Below are 20,202 nucleotides of genomic sequence, written 5' to 3' on the forward strand. Positions count from 1 at the left end.
CCAGACTCATTCCGTCGCGTAGCGAGGGCGAACTCAGACGGGGGCGCGGCGCCCGGGGCCGGGGGGTGCCCGGTCAGGACAGGGTGAGGCGGAGGATGCGGTCGTCGTCGGGGCCGGGCTCGGCGCGTCCGTCGGTGTTGCTGGTCACCAGCCACAGCGACCCGTCGGGGGCCGGTTCGACGGTGCGCAGCCGGCCCAGCTCCCCGGTGAACCACGCCACGGGCTCGGCCGCGCGGTCACCCACCAGCGGCACCTGCCACAGCCGGGCCCCGCGCAGCGAGGCCACCCAGGCGGAGCCGTCGAGGATCGCCAGCCCGCTCGGGGACGCCAGCGCCGTGGGGGACCACTCGACGACGGGGTCGACGTACGCCGGGTCGTCGCCGCGGCCCTCGTACACCGGCCAGCCGTAGTTCGACCCGGCCGTGATCAGGTTCAGCTCGTCGACGTCCTTCGCGCCGAACTCGCTGGCCCACAGCCGACCCTCGTCGTCGAAGGCCAGGCCCTGGACGTTGCGGTGTCCCAGGCTCCAGACCGGCGACCCGGGGTCCGGGTTCCCCGGGGCGGGCTCGCCCTCGGGCGTGATCCGCAGGATCTTGCCGGCCAGGCTGGCCGGGTCCTGCGCGTTCTCGGGCACCCCGGCGTCGCCGGTGGCGACGTACACGAACCCGTCCGGCCCGAAGACCAGCCGGCCGCCGTCGTGGAACCCGGCCTTGGGGATGCCGGTCAGCACCGGGGTCTGCTCGCCCAGGGCGGCGCCGTCCCAGCCGAGGCGGACGACCCGGTTGTCGTCGGGGCCGGTGTAGTAGGCCAGCACGTGGTCGGGGGAGTCTCCGGGCGGCACGGCGATGCCGAGCAGGCCGCCCTCGCCCTCGGGGGCGACCCCGTCCACCCGCCCGACCTCGGTGACCGTCGCCTCCCCGCCGTCGGGGTCCGGCACGACCCGGCGCACCACCGCGTCGTCGCGGCCGGTGACCAGTGCCGAGCCGTCGGGCAGGAACGCCAGCCCCCACGGCGCCGGCAGTCCCGTCGCCACGACCCCGTCGATCTCCGGCGCGACGGCCGCCGAGGTCGGCGTCGCCGGCGAGGCCACCGGAGTGCGGGTGGCGACGACGCCACCACCGTCCGCGCCACCGGCGCCGCCGCCGTTCCCGTCGAGGAGCCCGCAGGCCGGGAGCACCAGGAGCGCGGCGAGGACGGCGGCCGGCGCCGCGGGACGGATCGGGGGACGACGTCTGCGCACCCGTCCATGGTGCCCCGGGCGGCCGTCGAGCGCCTCAGGAGCGGGTGCCCGCCAGGGTGCCCCAACGCCGCTGGGCCGCGCGGTCGTACGCGGATCCGTACCGCAGCGACAGCACCCACAGCAGCGGCGCGGGGATCTGGGTGCGGACCAGGGCGGCGCGCTCGGGGTCGAGGTCGTCCAGGAACCAGGTGCCGACCTGGCCGAGGTCGGCCAGCGAGCGGCCCTTGCGGAAGTAGTTCTTGTCCAGCCACGCCCAGTCGTCATCGTCCAGCACCTCGACGACGACCGGCATCGCGGCGGTCTCCTCGTGCTCGAGGTGGGGGAGCGTGGCCTCCTGCATCGCGACCACGGCGGCCAGCATGGCGGCCCGCTTCTCGTCGGACCCGTCCTCGCCGTACGCGGCCGCGGCCGCGCGCAGCCGGTCCGCCGCCGCCGCCAGGACCTCGTGCTCGGACTCCATCTGGTCGGCGAGGACCTGCAGGTCCGGCGCCTTGGCCAGCACGCGCGGCCAGATGCCCTCGTCCTCGCCGATGTGGTGGTGGTGCAGCTCGGCCAGCAGCCACGGCGTGAAACGGCACAGCGCCACGCGCTGGTCGTCGGGCACCGGCCCGGACAGCACCTGGCGCATCCGCTCCAGGTCGCGTCGCAGCCCGTCGTGGATCACGGTGTTCATCACGGTGTGGGGGTTCAGGGCGGTCACAGGCTCCTCCTCGTGCGTCTCGACGCGATCCGATCCGATCGCGGTCAGGCGGCCCAGGTACCCCACCAACCCGACCACGGCGGCAGCGAAGGCCGCAAGGAACGCGGGGTGCCCGAACGCGCCGGGCACCGATCCCAGCGTCCCGAGCAGGTAGCCGCCGCCCCCGGTCGTCGCCAGGACGCCCAGGGCGCGGTCGCCGTTCCTGCGCAGCGTGCGCACCCCCACCACCAGCAGCCAGGCACCCAGCACGGCGAACCCGGCCAGCTGGAGCAGCAGGCCGCCACCTCCCGGCAGGTCCACCAGGCCGGAGTCGTCCGCCAGCAGCCCGACCGCCCCGACGCCCACGGCGGCCAGGCCGGCCAGTCCGAGGAACCGGGCGGACCGGACCGCTAGGACGACGGGGAGCATCGCCAGCGCGAACAGCAGCGTGGCCAGGTCCGACAGCGTCGCCCAGGCCCCGTGCGGATCCCCAGAGGCCATGAAGGCCGCGCCGGCCGCGTACAGGGCCAGGGCGGCGAGGAGCGCGATCGCCGCCTCCCCGCGCCGAGGGCGCGCGGGAGCGGGTACGCCGGGCCGAGGGGCCGCGACGGTCGGTGCGGGCGAGCCGCCCGCCAGGGTGTGTCGGGTCATGGTGTTCCCTCCCAGGTCGGGTGTACCGTCCGGACCGAGAGTAGTTATTTGAATGAACATGTCAAGGAAATGAAATGAGTCCACGTCCCTACCGGATGGGGAAGCGCGCCGACGCGGTCGCCGAGACCCGGCGCCGCATCCTCGACGCCGCGCTCGAGGAGTACGCCGAGAAGGGGATCGCGGACGCCTCGATGCAGGGCATCGCCCGGCGGGCCGACCTGGCAGCGGGAACCGTGCTGTACCACTTCCCCGACCCCGACGCGCTGGCCGAGGCGGTCATCTCCGGGCGCGCCGAGGCGACCCGGATGCCGATGCCGGAGTCGGTGGACACCAGCGCGCCCCTGGAGCGCCGCGTCCGCGACTTCACCGAGGCCGTGTTCGCCGTCTACGCCGCGACGGACCTGGACTACCAGGCCTACCAGCGCAGCCGTGAGCATCCGGTGATGCGTCGGTGGGAGGAGTGGTACAACCGCGCCTACGGCGAGGGGCTGGTCCGTGTGCTGGGCCCGAGACACACGGAACCGACTGCGCTGCAAGTGGTCTCAGCCCTGATCGATCCCGGGTTCCGTGGCTCGCTGCGGCTGCGGGGGCTGACGGAGGAGCAGGCCGTCGACAGCACCGTGCGGCTCGTGCTCGGCTGGCTCAGCGGCAGCGGCGCACCCACGGGCCCAGGTCCCGTCGCCGGAGCTCCGCGCTGACGCCCAGCCGGGCTGCTGCCCGGCACACCGACGCGAACGCCACGTCGCCGTACTCCAGCACCGTGACCGACTTGGCGGCTCGCACGAACGGGCGGTACCGCGCGCACTCGTCGTACGTCACGCACTCCTCGACCAGCGCCCAGTCGTACGAGGCCACCAGGTCTGCCACGAGACCGGGGGAGTTCTTCAGCCCGGGGGACAGCCCGTGGCGGCGGGCCAGCGCAGCCAGCGCCCGGTCGTAGCGCAGCTGGTCCCGGCGGGTGATCGGGAAGCCCGTGCGGTTCGCGTAGCCGTCGACGTTGTCGAACTCCACGCCCCGGAACCCCTTGTCCGCGCAGGTCCGTACGCGCCGCTCGATGAGCGGGAGCAGCACGTCCAGACGGCGTACGTCGAGCCACCGCTCGTCCGGCCACCCGTCGAGGCGGCGGCCGAGGACCGACCGGGGGAAGTCGCCCGCGTCGTCGCGGTAGCGCTCCCAGGAGCCGGCGGACACGTAGCAGACGACGGTCAGCCCGTAGGCGCGCAGTCGCCGCACGGTCCGCGCCGGGGTGTCCTCGCCGTCCAGCTCCACGGCATCCGTCCCCGCGGGGATGCGCAGGGAGCCGGAGAGCTGGACCCACAGCCGCTGTCCGGGCAGCACCGCGGGCGCCGGTCGCTCGGCGGCGTACGTCGGGCCGGAAGCGAGCGGCCCGGAAGCGAGCAGAACGACGACGGCCAGCACGGCCAGGACCCTGCCGGCCGCTGCGGTCCGCAGCGCCGTGGGTCGCCGCCCGGTCATCGGTCAGCCCCCGGCGAGCTCGGCCAGGTCCTCGGGGGTGAGCGTGAGCTCGACCGCGGCGGCGAGCTCCCGCAGGTGGTCAGGCCGGGTCGAGCCCACCAGCGGCACCACTGTCGGGCCCTGGGCCAGCAGCCACGCCACGGCGACCTGCGGCCGAGGACGGCCCAGCCGCTCGGCCACCCGCCGCAGGTGGTCCAGTGACGCCGGATCGGGGCGCCGGTCGCCCAGCGACACCCAGGGGTGCCGGCGGACCGGGGTGGTGTCGACGGCCACCTCGTGCTGCCGCCCGGCGAGCACGCCGCGCGCCAGCGGGGCCGACGCCAGGAACCCGACGCCGTGCGAGGTGCACCAGCGCACCAGGTCCAGCCGGTCCGGGTGCGCCAGCGACAACTCCGCCTGGATCGCGGTGACCGGGAAGTGGGTCTGGCAGCGCGGCAGGCTGTCGCCGCTGGGCTCGACCAGCCCGAGCGCCCGCACCTTGCCCTCCGCCACCAGCTCCGCCATGGCTCCCCAGGTCTCCTCGACCGGGACGCTCGGATCGACCGCCTCGAGCTGGTACAGGTCGATCCGGTCGGTGCGCAGCCGGCGCAGCGAGTGGTCGCAGGCCGCCCGCACGTGCGCGGGGGTGCCCGCACGCAGCAGCGTGCCGTCGGGCTGGCGCACCAGACCGACCCGGGTGGCGAGCACGGCCTCGTCCCGGCGCGACTCCAGGGCCCGCCCGACCAGTAGCTCGTTGGTGAACGGTCCGACCGCATCCGAGGTGTCCAGCAGCGTCAGGCCGAGGTCGAGGGCCAGGTGCACGATCGCGACGCCCTCGTGGTCGGCCTCGGCCCGCGAGCCGTGCTCGGTGGATAGCAGGGCGCAGGCCAGGCCCAGCGCGCCGACGGAGAACCCGGACGAGCCGACCTGTCGCTGCCGCATCCCCCGACGGTAGTCGTCAGCCCGCCTCGGCGAGCTCGTCGTCGGCGCGTGTCCGCAGGTCGTCGAGCATCCGCATGATGCGGTCGGGGAACTCCAGCGGGAGGAAGTGGGTGCCCGGCAGCACGTGCACCTCCGCGTGCGGGATCCGCTCGGAGATGGCCACCACGTCGTGCATGGACGTCAGGACGTCCCACCGGCCGGCCGCGATCGTGACCGGGCAGGTGACGAACGACGGGTCCAGCGCCTCGTGCCGCGCGAGCGCGAGAGCGAGCTCGAAGTACCAGTCGAAGTCGTGTCGCAGGAAGGTCTGCAACCAGGGGACGACGTCGTCGGGATCGGCGTACGGGAGCATGAACCCGCTGTGCCGCAGCACTTCTGCGAAGGTCCGTCCCTTGGGTACGGAGCGCGCCAGCAGGCTCAGCGGCCGGCCCATGAGCTTGCCAGAGTGGGTGACGGCGAGGCCGACCGGCCGGCGTAGGGGGCGCGGGACGAGCAGCGGCGCGAACAGGGTGTCGTAGGTGCCACCGGGCACGCCCGCGACCGACAGCAGACCGAGGACACGGTCCGGGTGCCGGGCGGCGAGCTCGAACGACACGTTGACCCCGAGCGACCACGACACCAGCAGCGCCCGCTCCCAGCCGCGCTGGTCCATCAGCGCGAGCGCGTCGTCCACGTGGTCGAGGATCTCGATGCGGCTCGGGTCCTGGGGGCGGTCGGAGCCCATCCCGCCGCGGTGGTTCCAGCCGGCCACCTCGTAGCCGCAGCCGGGGTCCAGCAGCCGCGGCCAGGCCTCCGGCGGGACCCCCATGCCGTTGCACACCAGCACCGGGGTGCCGTGCCCGTCGTTGGTCCAGGCGGTCAGCCGGGTCCCGTCGGAGGCGACCAGGTCGTACTCGCGATGCATCGCACCATGGTCGCTGCCGGGCCGGGGCCGTCGGGCGTCGGGTCCCCCGGTCTGGCGTGAGGTCGTCGGGCGCGGGGTCGTCGGGCGTGGGCCTTCGGTCGGGTACGGTGTCGCCGCCCGATCGCGACCCCCCGGAGGCCACGCCGTGCGGATGCCGCGTCCCCTCGCGCCGTTCGCCGACAACCCCGTCGTGCTGGCGACCCTCGGCCGTCGTCCCCGGGAGCGGTCGAGCCCGTGACCGCGTCGGTGCTGCTGCCCTCGTACCTCGTCGACGGACCGCTGAACGGCCGCAACGACACCGCGACGTACGACGGCGGCCCGCCACCGCCGGACGAGACGCTGGCCGGTGCGCGGTTCTACGTCCCCCCGTACATGGGCGCTCCTGCCGACCTCGCGCTGATGGCGCGCATGCCGGCGCTCGAGGTCTGCCAGACCCTCACGGCCGGGTACGACAACGTGCTGCCGCACCTGCCGGGCGGGGTGGTGCTGTGCAACGCCGGAGGCGTCCACGACGCCAGCACCGCGGAGCTCGCCCTCGGCCTGATCCTGGCAAGCCTCCGTGGCATCGACGAGTTCGCGCGGGCGCAGCCGTCGGGGGAGTGGCGGCACGGTCGGCGGTCGTCCCTCGCCGACCGCCGTGTCCTCGTCGTGGGCAACGGGGGCGTCGGCCGCGCCGTGCGGGCCCGGCTCGAGCCGTTCGAGGTCGACCTGACCGTGGCCTCCCGCACTCCCCGCCCGGATGCCGATCCGCCCGTCCACGGGATGGACCGTCTGCCGGCGCTGCTCGCGCACGCCGAGGTGGTCGTGGTCGCCGTACCGCTCGACGACCGGACCCGCGGCCTGGTCGACGCCGACTTCCTCGCGGGCATGCCGGACGGGGCCTTGGTGGTCAACGTCTCCCGGGGTCCGGTGGTCGACACCGACGCCCTGCTGGCCGAGACGTCGACCGGCCGGCTGCGGGCCGCGCTCGACGTGACCGACCCGGAGCCCCTGCCGCCGGACCACCCGTTGTGGCGAGCGCCCGGCGTGCTCATCAGCCCGCACGTCGGCGGCAACACGACGGCCTTCCTGCCCCGGGCCCGGCGGATGGTCGCCGCGCAACTGCGCCGCTGGGACGCCGGCGAGCCGCTGGAGCACGTGGTCCGGCCCGCGGGCTGACCTCGCCGGGACGGCCCTAGGCTGTGCCGCATGGCCGACCTGAAGCCCCGCAGCAAGGACGTCACCGAGGGTCTGGAGCGCGCCGGCGCGCGCGGCATGCTCCGAGCGGTCGGCATGACCGACGAGGACTTCCCCAAGCCGCAGATCGGGGTCGCCTCGTCGTGGAACGAGATCACCCCCTGCAACCTGCCACTGGACCGGCTCGCCACCGCGGCCAAGGAGGGCGTGCACGCGGCCGGCGGATTCCCGCTGCAGTTCGGCACGATCTCGGTGTCCGACGGGATCTCGATGGGCCACGAGGGCATGCACTTCTCGCTGGTGTCTCGCGAGATCATCGCGGACTCCGTCGAGGCGGTGATGGAGGCCGAGCGACTCGACGGCATGGTCACCTTCGCCGGGTGCGACAAGTCGCTGCCCGGCATGCTGATGGCGGCCGCCCGCCTCGACATCGCGTCGGTCTTCGTCTATGCCGGGTCCATCCTGCCGGGACACGTGACCCTCACCGACGGCTCGTCCCGCGACGTCACGATCATCGACGCCTTCGAGGCGGTCGGGGCCTGCGCCCGCGGGCTGATGTCGCGCGAGGACGTCGACCTGATCGAGCGTGCGATCTGCCCCGGCGAGGGTGCCTGCGGCGGCATGTACACCGCCAACACGATGGCCTCCGCGGCCGAGGCGATGGGCATGTCGCTGCCGGGGTCCGCGGCCCCGCCGGCGGTCGACCGGCGCCGGGACGGGTACGCGCGGCGCTCCGGCGAGGCGGTGGTCCGGCTGATCGCACAGGGCATCACGACCCGGGACATCATCACCAAGCGATCGCTGGAGAACGCGATCGCTGTGGTGATGGCGTTCGGCGGCTCCACCAACGCCGTGCTGCACCTGCTCGCGATCGCGCACGAGGCCGACGTCGACCTGACCATGGAGGACTTCCACCGGATCGGTTCGCGGGTCCCGTTGCTGGCGGACGTCAAGCCCTTCGGTCGCTACGTGATGAGCGACGTGGACCGCGTCGGTGGTGTCCCGGTGGTCATGCGGGCGCTGCTCGACGCCGGCCTGCTGCACGGCGACTGCCTCACCGTGACCGGCCGCACCGTGGCGGAGAACCTCGCGGACATCACTCCGCCCGACCCCGACGGAGAGATCCTGCGCGCGGCCAGCGCGCCGCTGGACCACCACGGCGGGATCACGATCCTGTCCGGGTCCCTCGCGCCCGAGGGTGCGGTCGTCAAGAACGCCGGGGTTCCGGTCGACGTCTTCGAGGGCACCGCGCGGGTGTTCGAGCGCGAGCAGGCGGCCATGGCCGCGGTCGAGGACGGTGCGGTCCAGGCCGGCGACGTCGTGGTCATCCGGTACGAGGGCCCCAAGGGCGGTCCGGGGATGCGCGAGATGCTCATGGTCACCGGGGCCATCAAGGGCGCCGGGCTCGGCAAGGACGTCCTGCTCATCACCGACGGCCGCTTCTCCGGCGGGACCACCGGGCTGTGCGTGGGGCACGTGGCGCCGGAGGCCGCGGACGGGGGGCCGATCGGGCTGGTGCGCGACGGCGACCGGATCCGCATCGACGTGCGGGAGCGGACCCTGGACCTGCTCGTCGACGAGGCCGAGCTGCAGCGTCGCCGGGCGGAGTGGGAGCCGCTGCCGCCGCGCTACCAGCGCGGGGTGCTGGCCAAGTACGCCAGGCTCGTGGGCTCAGCCTCCCGCGGGGCCGTCTGCGACTGAGCGCGGGTTCGCCGCGGCCCAGGCCCGGTAGCCCTGGACAGCGGTCGGAAGCGTGGGGAAGATCCGGTCCTCGCCGACCGAGTCGAGCAGCCCGGCGCGCTCGAGCTGGACGCGCAGGTCCATCTTCACCCGCGCCATGCCGAACTCGAGGCCGCGTGCGGTGACAGTGGCGCGCAGGTCGTCGATCGCCTGAGCCGCCGTGGAGTCGATCTCGACGTTGGCCTCGGCGTTGACCACGAACCAGCGGGTGCCGGGCCGCTTGTCCAGGGCCTCGACCGCCTTCTCCTGGAAGTCGCTGGCGTTGGCGAAGAACAGCGGCGAGTCGTACCGGAACACGACCAGCCCCGGCTCCTCGGTGGCACCGGGGTAGTCGGCGACGTCGTGCATGCCGGCCATCCCGGTCACGAACCCCTGCACCGCCCACGGCGGACGCGCCACCCGGGCGAGCAGGTCCAGCACCGACAGGCCGACGGCGAACAGGATCCCGTACAGGATGTCGAAGACCAGTACGCCCATGGTGGCGGCGACGGCCAGCGCGAACTCGGTGCGGCGGAAGGCCCACAGCGCGCGGAACTCGGGCACGTCGATCAGTCGCAGTGCCGCGTACACGACCAGCGCCCCCAGCGCGGCGTCGGGGAACGACGACAGCAGCGGACCGGCGAACAGCAGCACGGCCACCAGCGCGGCCAGGACCACGAGCGCGTAGCCCTGGCTGCGTCCGCCGGAGGATTCGGCCAGCGCGGTGCGGCTGCCGCTGCTGGAGATGGGGAACCCGCTGGTGAGTGCGGCGCCCACGTTGGACGCGCCCAACGCCCGCAGCTCGGCATCCCCGTCGATCGGCGGGTCGCCGCGCTGGGCGAAGCCGCGTCCGGTCAGCACCGTGTCGCTGAACGCGACCACCGCGATGCCGACGGCCGGCAGCAGCAGCGACGCGTAGTCGGACCCGGACACACCGGGCATGCCCACCGGCGGAAGGCCCTGCGGGACGTCGCCCACCACGGCCACGCCCTGGTCCTCCAGGCCGAACGCCAGCACCACCAGGGTGGCCAGCAGGACGCCCACCAGTGGGCCGGGCACCCGGGGCCACAGCCGGGTGCTCACCAGCAGGAAGGCGAGCACCGCCACCCCGAGACCGAAGGTGAGCGGGTCGATGTCCCCGAGGTGGGTGGCCAGGTAGGCCAGCGACGAGAAGAACCCGTCGGACTCGATCTGCATGCCGGTCAGCCGCTCGAGCTGGCCCTCGATCATGAGGAACGCGACGCCGGCCATGTATCCCGCGAGCACCGGCCGGGACAGCAGGTCGGCGACGAAGCCCAGCCGCGCGGTGCCGGCGAGGACGAGGAGACCTCCGACGACCAGCGCGGTGGCCGACGCCAGCGCGGCGTAGCGGACCGGGTCGCCCGCCGCCAGCGGCGCCACGGCGGCCGCGGTCATCAGTGCCGTGGTCGACTCCGGGCCGATCGACAGCAACCGCGAGGTGCCCAGCACCGCGTACAGCGCGAAGGGCGCGAGCGCTGTCCACAGCCCCACCACCGGGGGCAGTCCGGCGACCCCGGCGTAGGCCATGACCTGCGGGACCATGTACGCCGCCACCGTGACGCCGGCGACCAGGTCGCCGCGCAGCCAGGACCGGGGGTAGCCGCGCAGCCGGACCAGTCCGGGCACCCATGCCTGCCATCGCGGGGGTGCCGAGATCGTCATGTCCGGAGGGTAGGGCCCGCCGAGGTCTGGTCGGCGCCGTCTCACGGTGGGACCCTGGGTGCTTCCGCACGCGGAGGGGGAGACCATGACCGAGCCGGACTTCGCGACCCGTGATGACACCTGGTGGCGGGAGAGGCGGGCGGAGCGGCTCGCGCGCGACGTAGTCGCGACCGACACCTGCCTGTTCCGTCCCGACCAGCTGCTGCTGTCCGACGCTGCGGCCGCGCTCGTGGCCGACGAGCTCGAGCAGCTGAACGGGCGACCGGATGACGGGAACGAGGCGCTGGCCGCGGTCGGCCTCCAGCACTGGCGCGTGCCCGGTCGCGAGGACCTGCCCGAGCAGGCGCTGCGGCTGCGGGCCGTGGCGGAGGCCCGCAGGGACGACCGCGAGGGGGAGTCGGACCTCGTGGTGTCGCTCAACCACGTCCTCACCGGTCAGCCGAAGTGGGCGGGGGGTCCGGCGACGCATCCGGTGGCCACGAAGGACAGCCGACCGGAGTCGCGCGGGTCGGCCGGACGCCCACCCGACATCACGGTCCTCGACACCGGCTACGACCACTCCGTGCGTGCGGTGCACCCCGGCATGGCCGCGGCCCTGCGACCCGATCCCAGCGACGTGGACGCGCTTCGTGCGCCGGGCACCACCGAGCTGCTGGGAGAGGCGGGGCACGGCACCTTCATCATCGGGCTGGTCCTGCTGATGGCGCCCGACCTCGCGGTGGACCCGGGCCGGGTGCTGGACCCGGACGGGGTGTGCGACGACGTGCAGCTGTGCCAGGAGCTCCTCGAGGCGCGGCACAGCTCGCCGGTGATCAACATGTCCCTGGGCGGCTACACCTTCGACGACGCCCCGCCCCCGGGCGCGAGCCGCATGATCGAACGGCTCATGCCCGACCGGGTGATCGTGGCGGCCGCGGGCAACCATGGCTCCACCCGACCGTTCTGGCCGGCCGCGCTGAAGCACGTGGTCGCGGTGGCCGCGATCGACGACCCCGCGGCGCCGACGCCGCCCGCCTGGACCAACCGCGGGCCGTGGGTCGACGTCTGCACCCAGGGCGTGGACCTCGTCAGCACGTACGTCGAGGGCGTGTACCCGACCGGGCCGACCACGTCCGAGGACTTCACCAGGCATGCCTGGGCGCGCTGGAGCGGGACGTCGTTCGCCGCCCCGCTGGTGGCGGCGGAGCTCGCCCGCCGCGTGGTCGAGGGGAGGGCGCAGGGTCAACCGGTCAGTGCCGACCAGGCCCGGCGGGACCTGCTCGCCTCGCTGTCGCCGGTGCCCGGTCACCCGGAGCTGGGTCTGCTCTACGAACCGCCGGTCGACCCCCGTCGTCCCTGACTGCCGGTCGCCGCTACCCGCCGAAGACCACGAACGACGCCGCGGTCGCTGCCGCGCGCGCGTCGTCGGGGTCGATCGCGGCCTGCACCGCGGCCAGCGCGGCCGCTGCCGGCTCCTGCGCAGCGAGCCGCCGGTGCAGGGCGACCATGAGAGCGGCGGTGAGGTCGTCCGGCACCGCGGTGAGGGGGGCCACGACCTCACCGGCACCTCCCGCGAGGAGGGTCCAGGCCAGTCCGAGGGTCTCGTCCCCGGCGGGGGCGCGACCCCGTCCGGCGTGGCAGGAGGGCAGCACCACGGTGCGAGGCATCCCCTCCACCCGCTCCAGGTCGTAGCCGGTCAGCGGCCCGTCGGCCAGGGTGACCTCCGACAGCAGCGGGTTGTCGGCACGCAGTCGACCGTGCGCGGCCAGGTGGGCCACGTCGCTGGCGCCGAGCCCCGACAGCACCGCTGCGACCGTCGACCGCTCGCCGGCCAGGGTTCGACCGCTGGGATAGCACGCCGCCACCGTCCGTGCCTCGGGGGCGGCCTGGGCGAGACCCGGGCCGGCCGCCGCCAACGCCCGCAGCCGCGGGGGGCGGTTTCGGGTTCGCTCACGGCACCACGCGCTCAGCGACGGAGCCACGCTCACGGGCCGAGCCCGGCAGCTCGGCAGGACGGACCAAGGGACCTCGCTCAGTGCGGACGTGGGTGAGACCACCAGCGACCGGTCCGCCAGGCCCTGCGACCAGGGCAGGAGCAGCAACCGGTCCAGCGCGGCGGCCGCGTCGTGCACCGAGGCCCACGCCGCGGCCCGACCGGCGGTCGTGCCGAACCCGCTGGCGACCCGGCCCAGCCCGAACGCCCCCCGCCGCAGGGCGGCGGCGACGGTCGCGACGGGGGCCAGCTCGAACAGCCGGCTCCGGGTCCGGTCGGTCACCACGGCCACCAGCGCCCCCCGGACCTCGGCGTACTGCACCACGACGGTGTCCGGGTCGAGTGCGGAGCGCACCGACCGTGCGGATGTCCGCCACCGGACGGGCCCCGCGCCCGGGACGGTCCGGGCCAGCGTCACGACTCGGCGCTCGGCCCGGGCCCGGCGCCCGGCTGCGGGGGACGACGAGGCGCCGTCGAGCAGCGTCTGCTCCTCCTCCCGCGCCGCCGTGCGGAGCTCGTCCAGCGCTGCGGCCAGCTCGCGGTCCCGCGGTGGGCGGACGCGGGGATGCCGCAGGTGCGCGGCCCGTCCCCGCTCGGCCCAGGCCAGCGTGGCTGCCTCGGAGCCGCGGTCGACGGCGAGACGGAGCCCGGTGGCGACCAGATCCCGTGCCTGCGGCGCCACCAGCGCGCGCAGTTCGGCCGCTCCCCGCAGCTCCCGGTCCGCCTCGATCCGGTCCCAGGTCCGCCGCAGCTCGCGATCGGCCCGGCGGAAGTCCCCCTCCGCCGCCGCGACGAGGCCACGGGCATGCAGCACCCGGCGCAGCAGGGAGGGACGGGTGGTCCGGGTGGCGGCGAGCGGTGCGAGCACCCGTGCCGCCGCCGGACCCCGCCCCGCGTCCAGGGCAGCGGCAGCGACCGCGAGCCGGAGGTCGGCGGCGTGCGTGGTCCAGCCGGCCTGCTCCAACTGGCGGGCGACCCGCAGGCTCCTGCCCGCGTCGCCCGGCCGGGCGCGCACCCGGACGTAGTCCGCGAGCCGCTGCCAGCCGGCCCGCCCCTGCGCCGCCAGCAGGCGGGCGGCCCGGTCCCCCTCCCGCGCCGCGGTGTCCGGGTCGCCCGCGGCCAGGGCGCACTGCGCATGCAGGAGCACGGCCTCGGCTCGCAGCGACTCCCACCCGCTGCCGACGAGCGTCCCGGCAACCTGCTCGGCCGCGGCGCGGGCCTCCGCGTACAGGCCGGCCCGGAGCAGCACCTCCGCTCGGTCCACGTGCCGTTCGGGCACGTCGAGCCCGGCGCACTCGACCTCGGCCTCCTCGTACAGCGCCAGCGCCCGGGGGATGTCACCGGACATCCCGGCGATCCAGGCCAGGTTGCACAGCGTCCACGCGGCGAGGACGGTCTCGCCGACCGCCAGGGCGAGCTCGCGGGCCCGGCCGAGGTCCTTCTGGGCGGCCCGCGGGTCGCCCAGGTAGGCGAGCAGCAGGGCCCGGTTGTTCAGCGCGCGGGCCCGCCACAGGTCGTCGCCGGCCAGGCCGAGCGCCGGCAGGGCGGCCGTGTAGGCATCGAGGGCCGCCCGCGTGCGCCCGCTGCGGGCCAGCACGGTGGCGCGCTGCACCTGGAGCCGGGCCGACTGCGTGCCGGCCAGTCCGGGGGCCGCGCGGTCCGCGGCGGCGATCGCCGCGCGCATGCGGCCCTGCTCCAGCAGCGCATAGGCCAACGACATCCGCGCCTGCGCGGTGACCTCGGAGTCCCCGGACCGCAGGCCCAGCCTCTCGGCCCGACGCAGCCGGCGTTCCGCCTCGGTGGGGTCGCCGCGGGCGAGGAGGGCCAGAGCGGCGGCGCGGTGCGCGACCGCGGCCGCGCGAGCGGCCTCGCCCACGGGCCGGCTCGGGAGCCGGGACGTCAGCGCGTCCGCCCGGGCCAGCGCGTCGGCCGGGTCCCGGCCGGCGAGGTCGAGGATGTCCCGGGCGGCGGCGGTGAGGTCGGCCACCGTCCCGTCGGCGGGCCGAGCGGTCAGAGCGTCACCCAGGTCGTGGTGACGCGACGGCCATCCGCGGTGACTGCCTCGATCCGGACCGGACCGGCCGGGAGGTCGCGGGCCTCGAAGGAGCCGGACTCCAACGGGAGCGGTGCCCGCCGGTCCGGGTGGACCAGGGTGAGGCCCACGACGTCGCCCACCACCACCCCGCGCAGGGACCGCAGCCCGGTCACGTGGTCGGTCTCGACGTCGATCTCAAGGGTGACCTCCCCGCACTCGAAGGTGAGCATGCGCACGTCGGCGGTGACTGCGCGCGTGGTGACCGTCTCCACATCCGCCCAGGAGTCGGCGGTGAGCGTGGCCAGCTCCGCGTCCAGGGAGCGCAGGGCCAGCGCGGCCCGGGCCGCCTCCAAAACGGAGTCGGGCGGTGGGTCGGCCTGCGCGGCGGCGTCGCGGAGGCGCTCCTCCCACAGGTCGTCGGTGGCGCTCATGGTGCGCCGTCCTCTCTGTGTCGGTCTGTGGTTCCGTCGGCCGGGCCGGCGGCCTCGTCGGCGAGCAGCGGCGATGTCATCGCCGACTCGCGGAGCCGGGCCAGGCAGCGGGAACGAGTGGGTCCGATGCTGCCGATGGGCATGTCCAGGGCGGCGGCGACCTCGGCGTAGCCGGGCGCGGGGGTGGCCGCCAGGACCCGGAGCAGGCGTCGACACCGTTCGGGCAGCAGCTCGAACACCCGCCACAGCTCGGCGTCCCGCTCGTCGGCCAGCAGCGCGGCGTCGAGCGGGTCAGCCCCGTCGGCCACGGTCGAGAAGGTCTCGTCCGCGGGGACCGGGGACTCACGGCGGCCCCGGCGCTGGGCGTGCAGGCACTCGCGTCGCGCCGTCGTGGCCAGCCAGGACGCCAGCCGCTCGGGCTCCTCGATCCGGTCCAGGTTCTCGACGAGGCGCAGCCAGGTGGTCTGGACGACGTCGGCGGCCTCGGCCGTCGGGAGCCGGAACGACCGGGCGATGGACCAGAGCAGGCCGGAGAAGCGGTCCACGAGGGCCGACCAGGACGCCTGGTCGCCCGAGGCGGCGGCGGTGAGCAGGCCCTCGAGGTCGGCCGTGACGGCAGCGTGACGCGGCATCGTCCCTCCCGGTCGCATTGTGCTCCTCCTGCGTGATCGGGGCGCGTGCTTTGCCCGGGCCGGGTGAGCCGCAGGTCCCGGGGGCGATACGCCCCCGGGACCTGCATCCCCCCTCAGCGGTATCCGCGCTTGGGCACACCGACCCGCAGCGGGCTGGTCGACGTGCTGGTGCCGAAGTGCATCTCCAGCGACTCCTGGGAGGCGCCGAGGACCCCGGCGGTCGCGTGGTGCTGGGCCAGGGCGTCCGGGCCGCCGGCCCGCGCCGGCGTCTGCGGCGCGGAGGCCACGCCGGCGACCGAGCCGTAGTAGTGGCGCTCGACGTCGACGGCCGACGGGCCACGGACCGCACTCGGCGCCCGGTGGGCCGCCAGGGCGTCCGGGCCACCGGCTCGGGCGTGCTGGACGACGGTCGAGGTGGTGGTGCTGGTCGTCCCCGTGTCGGTGCCGAGTTTCGGCACGACGACGAGACCGAGCGCGACCAGGCCGGTCGCGGCGATGCCGGTGACGAGCCAGCCGGTGCTGATGCGCGGCGAGCCGGTGGACGGGGACGGGGTGGCGGTGATGCTGGTCATGACGATGTCTCCTCGTGTGCAGTGCTGATGTGCGGACGGGTGGGTGGAGCCGGTGCGAAACCGGTCAGGCCGGGGCGAGTCCGGTCCGGCCGAGGTGCTCGAGCAGCCCGGTGAGGGGGACCGGAGGACGCCACGCCGGCCGGCGTCCGGGCAGGACGGCGGTGCAGCACAGCGCCAACGCGTCCCGCACGAGGCGGGGCAGTCGCGTGGCTCCGGGGTGTCGGTTCATGGCTGACTCGACTTCGTTCGGCCGGACCGGGTGGTCGCGGGTCGTGGTTGCTGACACCCGTACAGAGCGCGGACCGTGCGCCCTGATACGTCCGCGCGGAACGACTTCTCGCGGCGTCTCGGATGGCGAGACAGGCCGGGCGCGGCTTGACACCGCCGTCGGAGCCCGGTCAGTCTGACCCCGTGCACAACACCGTCGTCGTAATCACGCAGCGCGCAGGCTGAGCCCCACCCAGCCCGCGCGCACCCCTCGCTGCCCGACCCGGGCCGGGGGGTTTTTCATTGCGCGGGAGCGGTGGGGGACGATGGACCCGCACACCGACCTACATGAGCAGCCCGACACACCCGGCCCGACCGAAGAGCAGGACGCGATGAGTGAGCAGATCACCGGAGCCCAGAGCCTGATCCGTTCCCTGGAGGCGGCTGGCGTCGACACCGTCTTCGGCATCCCCGGTGGCGCGATCCTCCCGGCGTACGACCCGCTGATGGACTCCCACCAGATCCGGCACGTCCTGGTCCGGCACGAGCAGGCCGCGGGGCACGCGGCCGAGGGCTACGCGTCGGCGACCGGCCGGGTCGGCGTGTGCATGGCGACCAGCGGCCCGGGCGCGACCAACCTGGTGACGCCGATCGCGGACGCCTACATGGACTCGGTCCCCATGGTCGCGGTGACCGGGCAGGTGCCCAGCTCCGCCATCGGCACCGACGCCTTCCAGGAGGCGGACATCCGCGGCATCACGATGCCGATCACCAAGCACAACTACCTGGTCACCGACCCCGCAGACATCCCGCGGGCGATCGCGGAGGCGTTCCACCTCGCCGGGACCGGCCGACCCGGCCCGGTCCTGGTGGACGTGTCCAAGGACGCGCTGCAGTCGACCACCGAGTTCCACTGGCCCGAGCACCTGGACCTGCCCGGCTACCGGCCGACCACCCGCCCGCACGCGCGCCAGGTGCGCGAGGCAGCGCGGATGATCGTGGAGGCGCGCCGACCGGTGCTGTACGTCGGCGGCGGCGTCATCCGCGCGGGCGCCAGCGCCGAGCTGCGCCGGCTGGCCGACCTCACCGGCATCCCCGTCGTCACCACGCTGATGGCTCGCGGCGCCTTCCCCGACAGCCACCCGCAGCATCTCGGCATGCCGGGCATGCACGGCACCGTGGCCGCGGTCGGCGCGCTGCAGAAGAGCGACCTCATCGTCGCCCTCGGCGCGCGGTTCGACGACCGGGTGACCGGCAAGCTGTCGTCGTTCGCGCCCGACGCCAAGGTCATCCACGCCGACATCGACCCGGCCGAGATCTCCAAGAACCGCACCGCCGACGTGCCGATCGTGGGCGACGCGCGGGAGGTCATCGCCGACCTGGTCGCCGCCATCCAGTCCGAGCACGCCGCCGGCCGCGTCGGCGACTACGAGGGCTGGTGGGTCACGCTGAACCGCTGGCGCGACACCTACCCGCTGGGCTGGAGCCACCCCGACGACGGCACCCTGGCGCCGCAGTACGTCATCGAGCGCCTCGGCGCGATCGTGGGCCCGGAGGCGATCTACGCGGCGGGCGTCGGGCAGCACCAGATGTGGGCCGCGCAGTTCGTGCAGTACGAGAACCCCGGCACCTGGCTGAACTCCGGTGGCCTGGGCACGATGGGCTTCGCGATCCCGGCGGCGATGGGCGCCAAGGTCGGCCGGCCGGAGAAGACGGTCTGGGCGATCGACGGCGACGGCTGCTTCCAGATGACCAACCAGGAGCTGGCCACCTGCACGATCAACAACATCCCGATCAAGGTGGCGCTGATCAACAACAGCAGCCTGGGGATGGTCCGCCAGTGGCAGACGCTGTTCTACAACGAGCGCTACTCCAACACCGACCTGCACTCGCACCGGTTCCCCGACTTCGTGCGCCTGGCCGAGGCGTACGGCGCGGTCGGCCTGCGGTGCGAGAGCCCGGACCAGGTGGACGCCACGATCGAGAAGGCGATGGCCGTCGACGACGTGCCCGTGGTCGTGGACTTCCAGGTGCACAAGGACGCCATGGTCTGGCCGATGGTCGCGGCCGGCACGAGCAACGACGACATCATGGTCGCGCGCGAGATGGCGCCGACGTGGGAGAGGGAAGACTGATGTCCCGCCACACGCTGTCCGTCCTGGTCGAGGACAAGCCCGGTGTCCTGGCCCGCATCGCGGCCCTGTTCTCCCGGCGCGGCTTCAACATCGAGTCGCTGGCGGTCGGTCCGACCGAGCTGCCCGAGGTCTCCCGGATGACGATCGTGGTCAACGTCGAGGGGCTGCCGCTGGAGCAGGTGACCAAGCAGCTGAACAAGCTGGTCAACGTGCTCAAGATCGTCGAGCTCGACTCCGAGGCGTCGGTCCAGCGCGAGCTGATGCTGGTGAAGGTCCGCGCCGACCTCGAGACCCGGTCGCACGTGCTCGAGACCGTGCAGCTGTTCCGGGCGAAGGTCGTGGACGTGGCGGCCGACGCCGTCACCATCGAGGCGACCGGCAGCCACGACAAGCTCGAGGCGCTGCTGCGCGTGCTCGAGCCGTTCGGGGTCAAGGAGCTGGTGAAGTCCGGGGTCGTGGCCGTGGGCCGCGGGGCCCGCTCGATCACCGACCGCACCCTGCGGGCCGCCGACCGGCCGGCCTGACCCCTCCGGATACCCTGCACCGGCCGCCGCGCCGTCCCCGAGCAGCGCCTGGCCGTACCGAGGCACCCACGACGTACCGCGGCAACGCCGTACGCACCCACCGCACCGACGAAGGAGCACGCCCCCGTGGCCGAGATGTTCTACGACGACGACGCCGACCTGTCGATCATCCAGAACCGGGTGGTCGCCATCATCGGCTACGGCAGCCAGGGCCACGCCCACGCGCTGTCGCTGCGCGACTCCGGCGTCGACGTGCGCGTCGGCCTGGCCGAGGGCTCCAAGAGCCGCGCCAAGGCCGAGGCGGAGGGCCTGCGGGTCGTGGACCCGGCCACCGCGGCGGCCGAGGCCGACGTGATCATGGTCCTGGTCCCGGACCCGGCGCAGCGCAAGCTCTACGCCGAGGCGATCGAGCCCAACCTGCAGCAGGGCGACGCGCTGTTCTTCGCGCACGGCTTCAACATCCGGTTCGGCTACATCACCCCGCCGGACTTCGTCGACGTGTGCATGGTGGCCCCGAAGGGCCCCGGCCACCTGGTCCGGCGCGAGTACGCCTCCGGCCGCGGCGTCCCGGTGCTGGTCGCCGTCGAGCAGGACGCGACCGGGGAGGCCTGGCCGCTGGCGCTGTCGTACGCGAAGGCGATCGGCGGCCTGCGGGCGGGCGGCATCAAGACCACGTTCACCGAGGAGACCGAGACCGACCTGTTCGGCGAGCAGGCCGTCCTGTGCGGCGGGGCCTCGCAGCTGGTCATGTACGGCTTCGAGACCCTGGTCGAGGCCGGCTATCAGCCGGAGGTCGCCTACTTCGAGTGCCTGCACGAGCTGAAGCTGATCGTCGACCTGATGTACGAGGGCGGCATCGCCAAGCAGCGCTGGTCGGTCTCCGACACCGCGGAGTACGGCGACTACGTCTCCGGTCCCCGGGTCATCGACCCGCGGGTGAAGGAGAACATGAAGGCCGTGCTCGCCGACGTCCAGAACGGCGCCTTCGCGCAGCGGTTCATCGACGACCAGGACGCCGGTGGCCCGGAGTTCCTGGCGCTGCGCGCCAAGGGCGAGCAGCACCCGATCGAGCAGACCGGACGCGAGCTGCGCAAGCTGATGGCGTGGGTGGACTCCGGCGACGACGACTACACCGAGGGCACCGCCGCACGCTGATTCCCACCTCTCGGGAGAGGGTGTCTCAGTATCCGGACCTCGTGAAGGGGTTCACAAGGCCCCCGGTAGAATCGGGTCCTCGCTGAGGCT

The 20,202-nt window shown here is 74.3% G+C and carries 17 protein-coding genes; 7 read left to right on the plus strand and 10 right to left on the minus strand.

Going from position 1 to position 20,202, the window contains the following annotated elements; genetic code table 11:
- Nucleotides 1–73 precede the first annotated feature (73 nt).
- The gene (locus R2737_07995) at nucleotides 74–1,240 is read right to left on the minus strand and encodes a PQQ-dependent sugar dehydrogenase (protein MEZ5116195.1); all 1,167 of its coding nucleotides are present in this window, start codon (nucleotides 1,238–1,240) and stop codon (nucleotides 74–76) included.
- Nucleotides 1,241–1,274: 34 nt separating this feature from the next.
- Nucleotides 1,275–2,570 carry a hemerythrin domain-containing protein gene (locus R2737_08000; GenBank protein ID MEZ5116196.1) on the minus strand — a complete coding sequence of 432 codons (1,296 nt, stop codon included), beginning with the start codon at nucleotides 2,568–2,570 and terminating at the stop codon, nucleotides 1,275–1,277.
- A 74-nt stretch (nucleotides 2,571–2,644) separates the two neighbouring features.
- Here R2737_08000 and R2737_08005 point away from each other — a divergent pair, with 74 nt between their 5' ends.
- Complete coding sequence (locus R2737_08005; protein MEZ5116197.1) at nucleotides 2,645–3,268, plus strand: TetR/AcrR family transcriptional regulator; 624 nt, start codon at nucleotides 2,645–2,647, stop codon at nucleotides 3,266–3,268.
- Here the strand turns inward: R2737_08005 and R2737_08010 are convergent.
- From R2737_08010 to R2737_08020, 3 genes are read right to left on the minus strand one after another with little or no spacing between them, the layout of a single operon-like run.
- A complete protein-coding gene (locus R2737_08010) occupies nucleotides 3,213–4,046 on the minus strand; it encodes an endo alpha-1,4 polygalactosaminidase (protein MEZ5116198.1) in 834 nt (277 codons plus the stop codon). The two genes, R2737_08005 and R2737_08010, sit on opposite strands and share 56 nt — an antisense overlap.
- A 3-nt stretch (nucleotides 4,047–4,049) precedes the next feature.
- A complete protein-coding gene (locus tag R2737_08015; GenBank protein MEZ5116199.1) occupies nucleotides 4,050–4,967 on the minus strand; it encodes an aldo/keto reductase in 918 nt (305 codons plus the stop codon).
- Nucleotides 4,968–4,983: 16 nt separating this feature from the next.
- Nucleotides 4,984–5,871 carry an alpha/beta hydrolase gene (locus R2737_08020; protein ID MEZ5116200.1) on the minus strand — a complete coding sequence of 296 codons (888 nt, stop codon included), beginning with the start codon at nucleotides 5,869–5,871 and terminating at the stop codon, nucleotides 4,984–4,986.
- Between the two features lie 234 nt (nucleotides 5,872–6,105).
- On the opposite strand from R2737_08020, the gene R2737_08025 reads away from it, so the two are divergent.
- Together R2737_08025 and ilvD are read left to right on the plus strand one after the other, a co-directional pair.
- Entirely contained in the window at nucleotides 6,106–7,029 is a 924-nt protein-coding gene (locus R2737_08025; protein MEZ5116201.1) for a 2-hydroxyacid dehydrogenase, read from the plus strand.
- Nucleotides 7,030–7,059: 30 nt separating this feature from the next.
- Complete coding sequence (gene ilvD / locus R2737_08030; GenBank protein ID MEZ5116202.1) at nucleotides 7,060–8,748, plus strand: dihydroxy-acid dehydratase; 1,689 nt, start codon at nucleotides 7,060–7,062, stop codon at nucleotides 8,746–8,748.
- Here the strand turns inward: ilvD and sulP are convergent.
- Nucleotides 8,719–10,449, minus strand: coding sequence for a sulfate permease (sulP, locus tag R2737_08035; protein MEZ5116203.1), 1,731 nt, complete (start codon nucleotides 10,447–10,449; stop codon nucleotides 8,719–8,721). The two genes, ilvD and sulP, sit on opposite strands and share 30 nt — an antisense overlap.
- Nucleotides 10,450–10,534: 85 nt before the next feature.
- Here sulP and R2737_08040 point away from each other — a divergent pair, with 85 nt between their 5' ends.
- Complete coding sequence (locus tag R2737_08040) at nucleotides 10,535–11,788, plus strand: S8/S53 family peptidase (protein ID MEZ5116204.1); 1,254 nt, start codon at nucleotides 10,535–10,537, stop codon at nucleotides 11,786–11,788.
- A gap of 13 nt (nucleotides 11,789–11,801) precedes the next feature.
- On the opposite strand, the gene R2737_08045 is transcribed toward R2737_08040, so the two are convergent.
- From R2737_08045 to R2737_08060, 4 genes are all read right to left on the minus strand, one after another.
- Nucleotides 11,802–14,408 (minus strand): CHAT domain-containing protein, encoded by a 2,607-nt coding sequence (locus tag R2737_08045; GenBank protein MEZ5116205.1) that lies wholly within the window; start codon nucleotides 14,406–14,408, stop codon nucleotides 11,802–11,804.
- Between the two features lie 23 nt (nucleotides 14,409–14,431).
- Nucleotides 14,432–14,887, minus strand: a complete 456-nt coding sequence (locus tag R2737_08050) for a hypothetical protein (GenBank protein ID MEZ5116206.1) — start codon at nucleotides 14,885–14,887, stop codon at nucleotides 14,432–14,434.
- Nucleotides 14,884–15,519, minus strand: coding sequence for a sigma-70 family RNA polymerase sigma factor (locus R2737_08055; protein ID MEZ5116207.1), 636 nt, complete (start codon nucleotides 15,517–15,519; stop codon nucleotides 14,884–14,886). The genes R2737_08050 and R2737_08055 overlap by 4 nt, the downstream gene beginning before the upstream one ends.
- 113 nt (nucleotides 15,520–15,632) lie before the next feature.
- Nucleotides 15,633–16,091: a hypothetical protein gene (locus tag R2737_08060; GenBank protein MEZ5116208.1), complete on the minus strand. Its 459-nt coding sequence runs from the start codon at nucleotides 16,089–16,091 to the stop codon at nucleotides 15,633–15,635.
- 533 nt (nucleotides 16,092–16,624) lie between these two features.
- Here R2737_08060 and R2737_08065 point away from each other — a divergent pair.
- The 3 genes from R2737_08065 to ilvC all read left to right on the plus strand — a co-directional run bounded on the left by R2737_08065 (nucleotide 16,625) and on the right by ilvC (nucleotide 20,112).
- Nucleotides 16,625–18,433 (plus strand): acetolactate synthase large subunit, encoded by a 1,809-nt coding sequence (locus R2737_08065; protein MEZ5116209.1) that lies wholly within the window; start codon nucleotides 16,625–16,627, stop codon nucleotides 18,431–18,433.
- The gene (gene ilvN / locus R2737_08070) at nucleotides 18,433–18,957 is read left to right on the plus strand and encodes an acetolactate synthase small subunit (protein ID MEZ5116210.1); all 525 of its coding nucleotides are present in this window, start codon (nucleotides 18,433–18,435) and stop codon (nucleotides 18,955–18,957) included. The genes R2737_08065 and ilvN overlap by 1 nt, the downstream gene beginning before the upstream one ends.
- Nucleotides 18,958–19,092: 135 nt before the next feature.
- Nucleotides 19,093–20,112 carry a ketol-acid reductoisomerase gene (gene ilvC, locus R2737_08075; protein MEZ5116211.1) on the plus strand — a complete coding sequence of 340 codons (1,020 nt, stop codon included), beginning with the start codon at nucleotides 19,093–19,095 and terminating at the stop codon, nucleotides 20,110–20,112.
- Nucleotides 20,113–20,202 lie beyond the last annotated feature (90 nt).

This window comes from Candidatus Nanopelagicales bacterium (assembly GCA_041393815.1).
Classification (GTDB): domain Bacteria; phylum Actinomycetota; class Actinomycetes; order S36-B12; family JAWKJK01; genus JAWKJK01.

Excerpts from the sequence above, each read along its gene's own strand:
- R2737_08000 (MEZ5116196.1), bottom strand. The coding sequence starts at position 2,570 with ATGACCCGACACACCCTGGCGGGCGGCTCGCCCGCACCGACCGTCGCG.
- R2737_08005 (MEZ5116197.1), top strand. The coding sequence starts at position 2,645 with ATGAGTCCACGTCCCTACCGGATGGGGAAGCGCGCCGACGCGGTCGCC.
- R2737_08010 (MEZ5116198.1), bottom strand. The coding sequence starts at position 4,046 with ATGACCGGGCGGCGACCCACGGCGCTGCGGACCGCAGCGGCCGGCAGG.
- R2737_08015 (MEZ5116199.1), bottom strand. The coding sequence starts at position 4,967 with ATGCGGCAGCGACAGGTCGGCTCGTCCGGGTTCTCCGTCGGCGCGCTG.
- R2737_08020 (MEZ5116200.1), bottom strand. The coding sequence starts at position 5,871 with ATGCATCGCGAGTACGACCTGGTCGCCTCCGACGGGACCCGGCTGACC.
- ilvD (MEZ5116202.1), top strand. The coding sequence starts at position 7,060 with ATGGCCGACCTGAAGCCCCGCAGCAAGGACGTCACCGAGGGTCTGGAG.
- sulP (MEZ5116203.1), bottom strand. The coding sequence starts at position 10,449 with ATGACGATCTCGGCACCCCCGCGATGGCAGGCATGGGTGCCCGGACTG.
- R2737_08040 (MEZ5116204.1), top strand. The coding sequence starts at position 10,535 with ATGACCGAGCCGGACTTCGCGACCCGTGATGACACCTGGTGGCGGGAG.
- R2737_08050 (MEZ5116206.1), bottom strand. The coding sequence starts at position 14,887 with ATGAGCGCCACCGACGACCTGTGGGAGGAGCGCCTCCGCGACGCCGCC.
- R2737_08055 (MEZ5116207.1), bottom strand. The coding sequence starts at position 15,519 with ATGCCGCGTCACGCTGCCGTCACGGCCGACCTCGAGGGCCTGCTCACC.
- R2737_08060 (MEZ5116208.1), bottom strand. The coding sequence starts at position 16,091 with ATGACCAGCATCACCGCCACCCCGTCCCCGTCCACCGGCTCGCCGCGC.
- R2737_08065 (MEZ5116209.1), top strand. The coding sequence starts at position 16,625 with ATGGACCCGCACACCGACCTACATGAGCAGCCCGACACACCCGGCCCG.
- ilvN (MEZ5116210.1), top strand. The coding sequence starts at position 18,433 with ATGTCCCGCCACACGCTGTCCGTCCTGGTCGAGGACAAGCCCGGTGTC.
- ilvC (MEZ5116211.1), top strand. The coding sequence starts at position 19,093 with ATGTTCTACGACGACGACGCCGACCTGTCGATCATCCAGAACCGGGTG.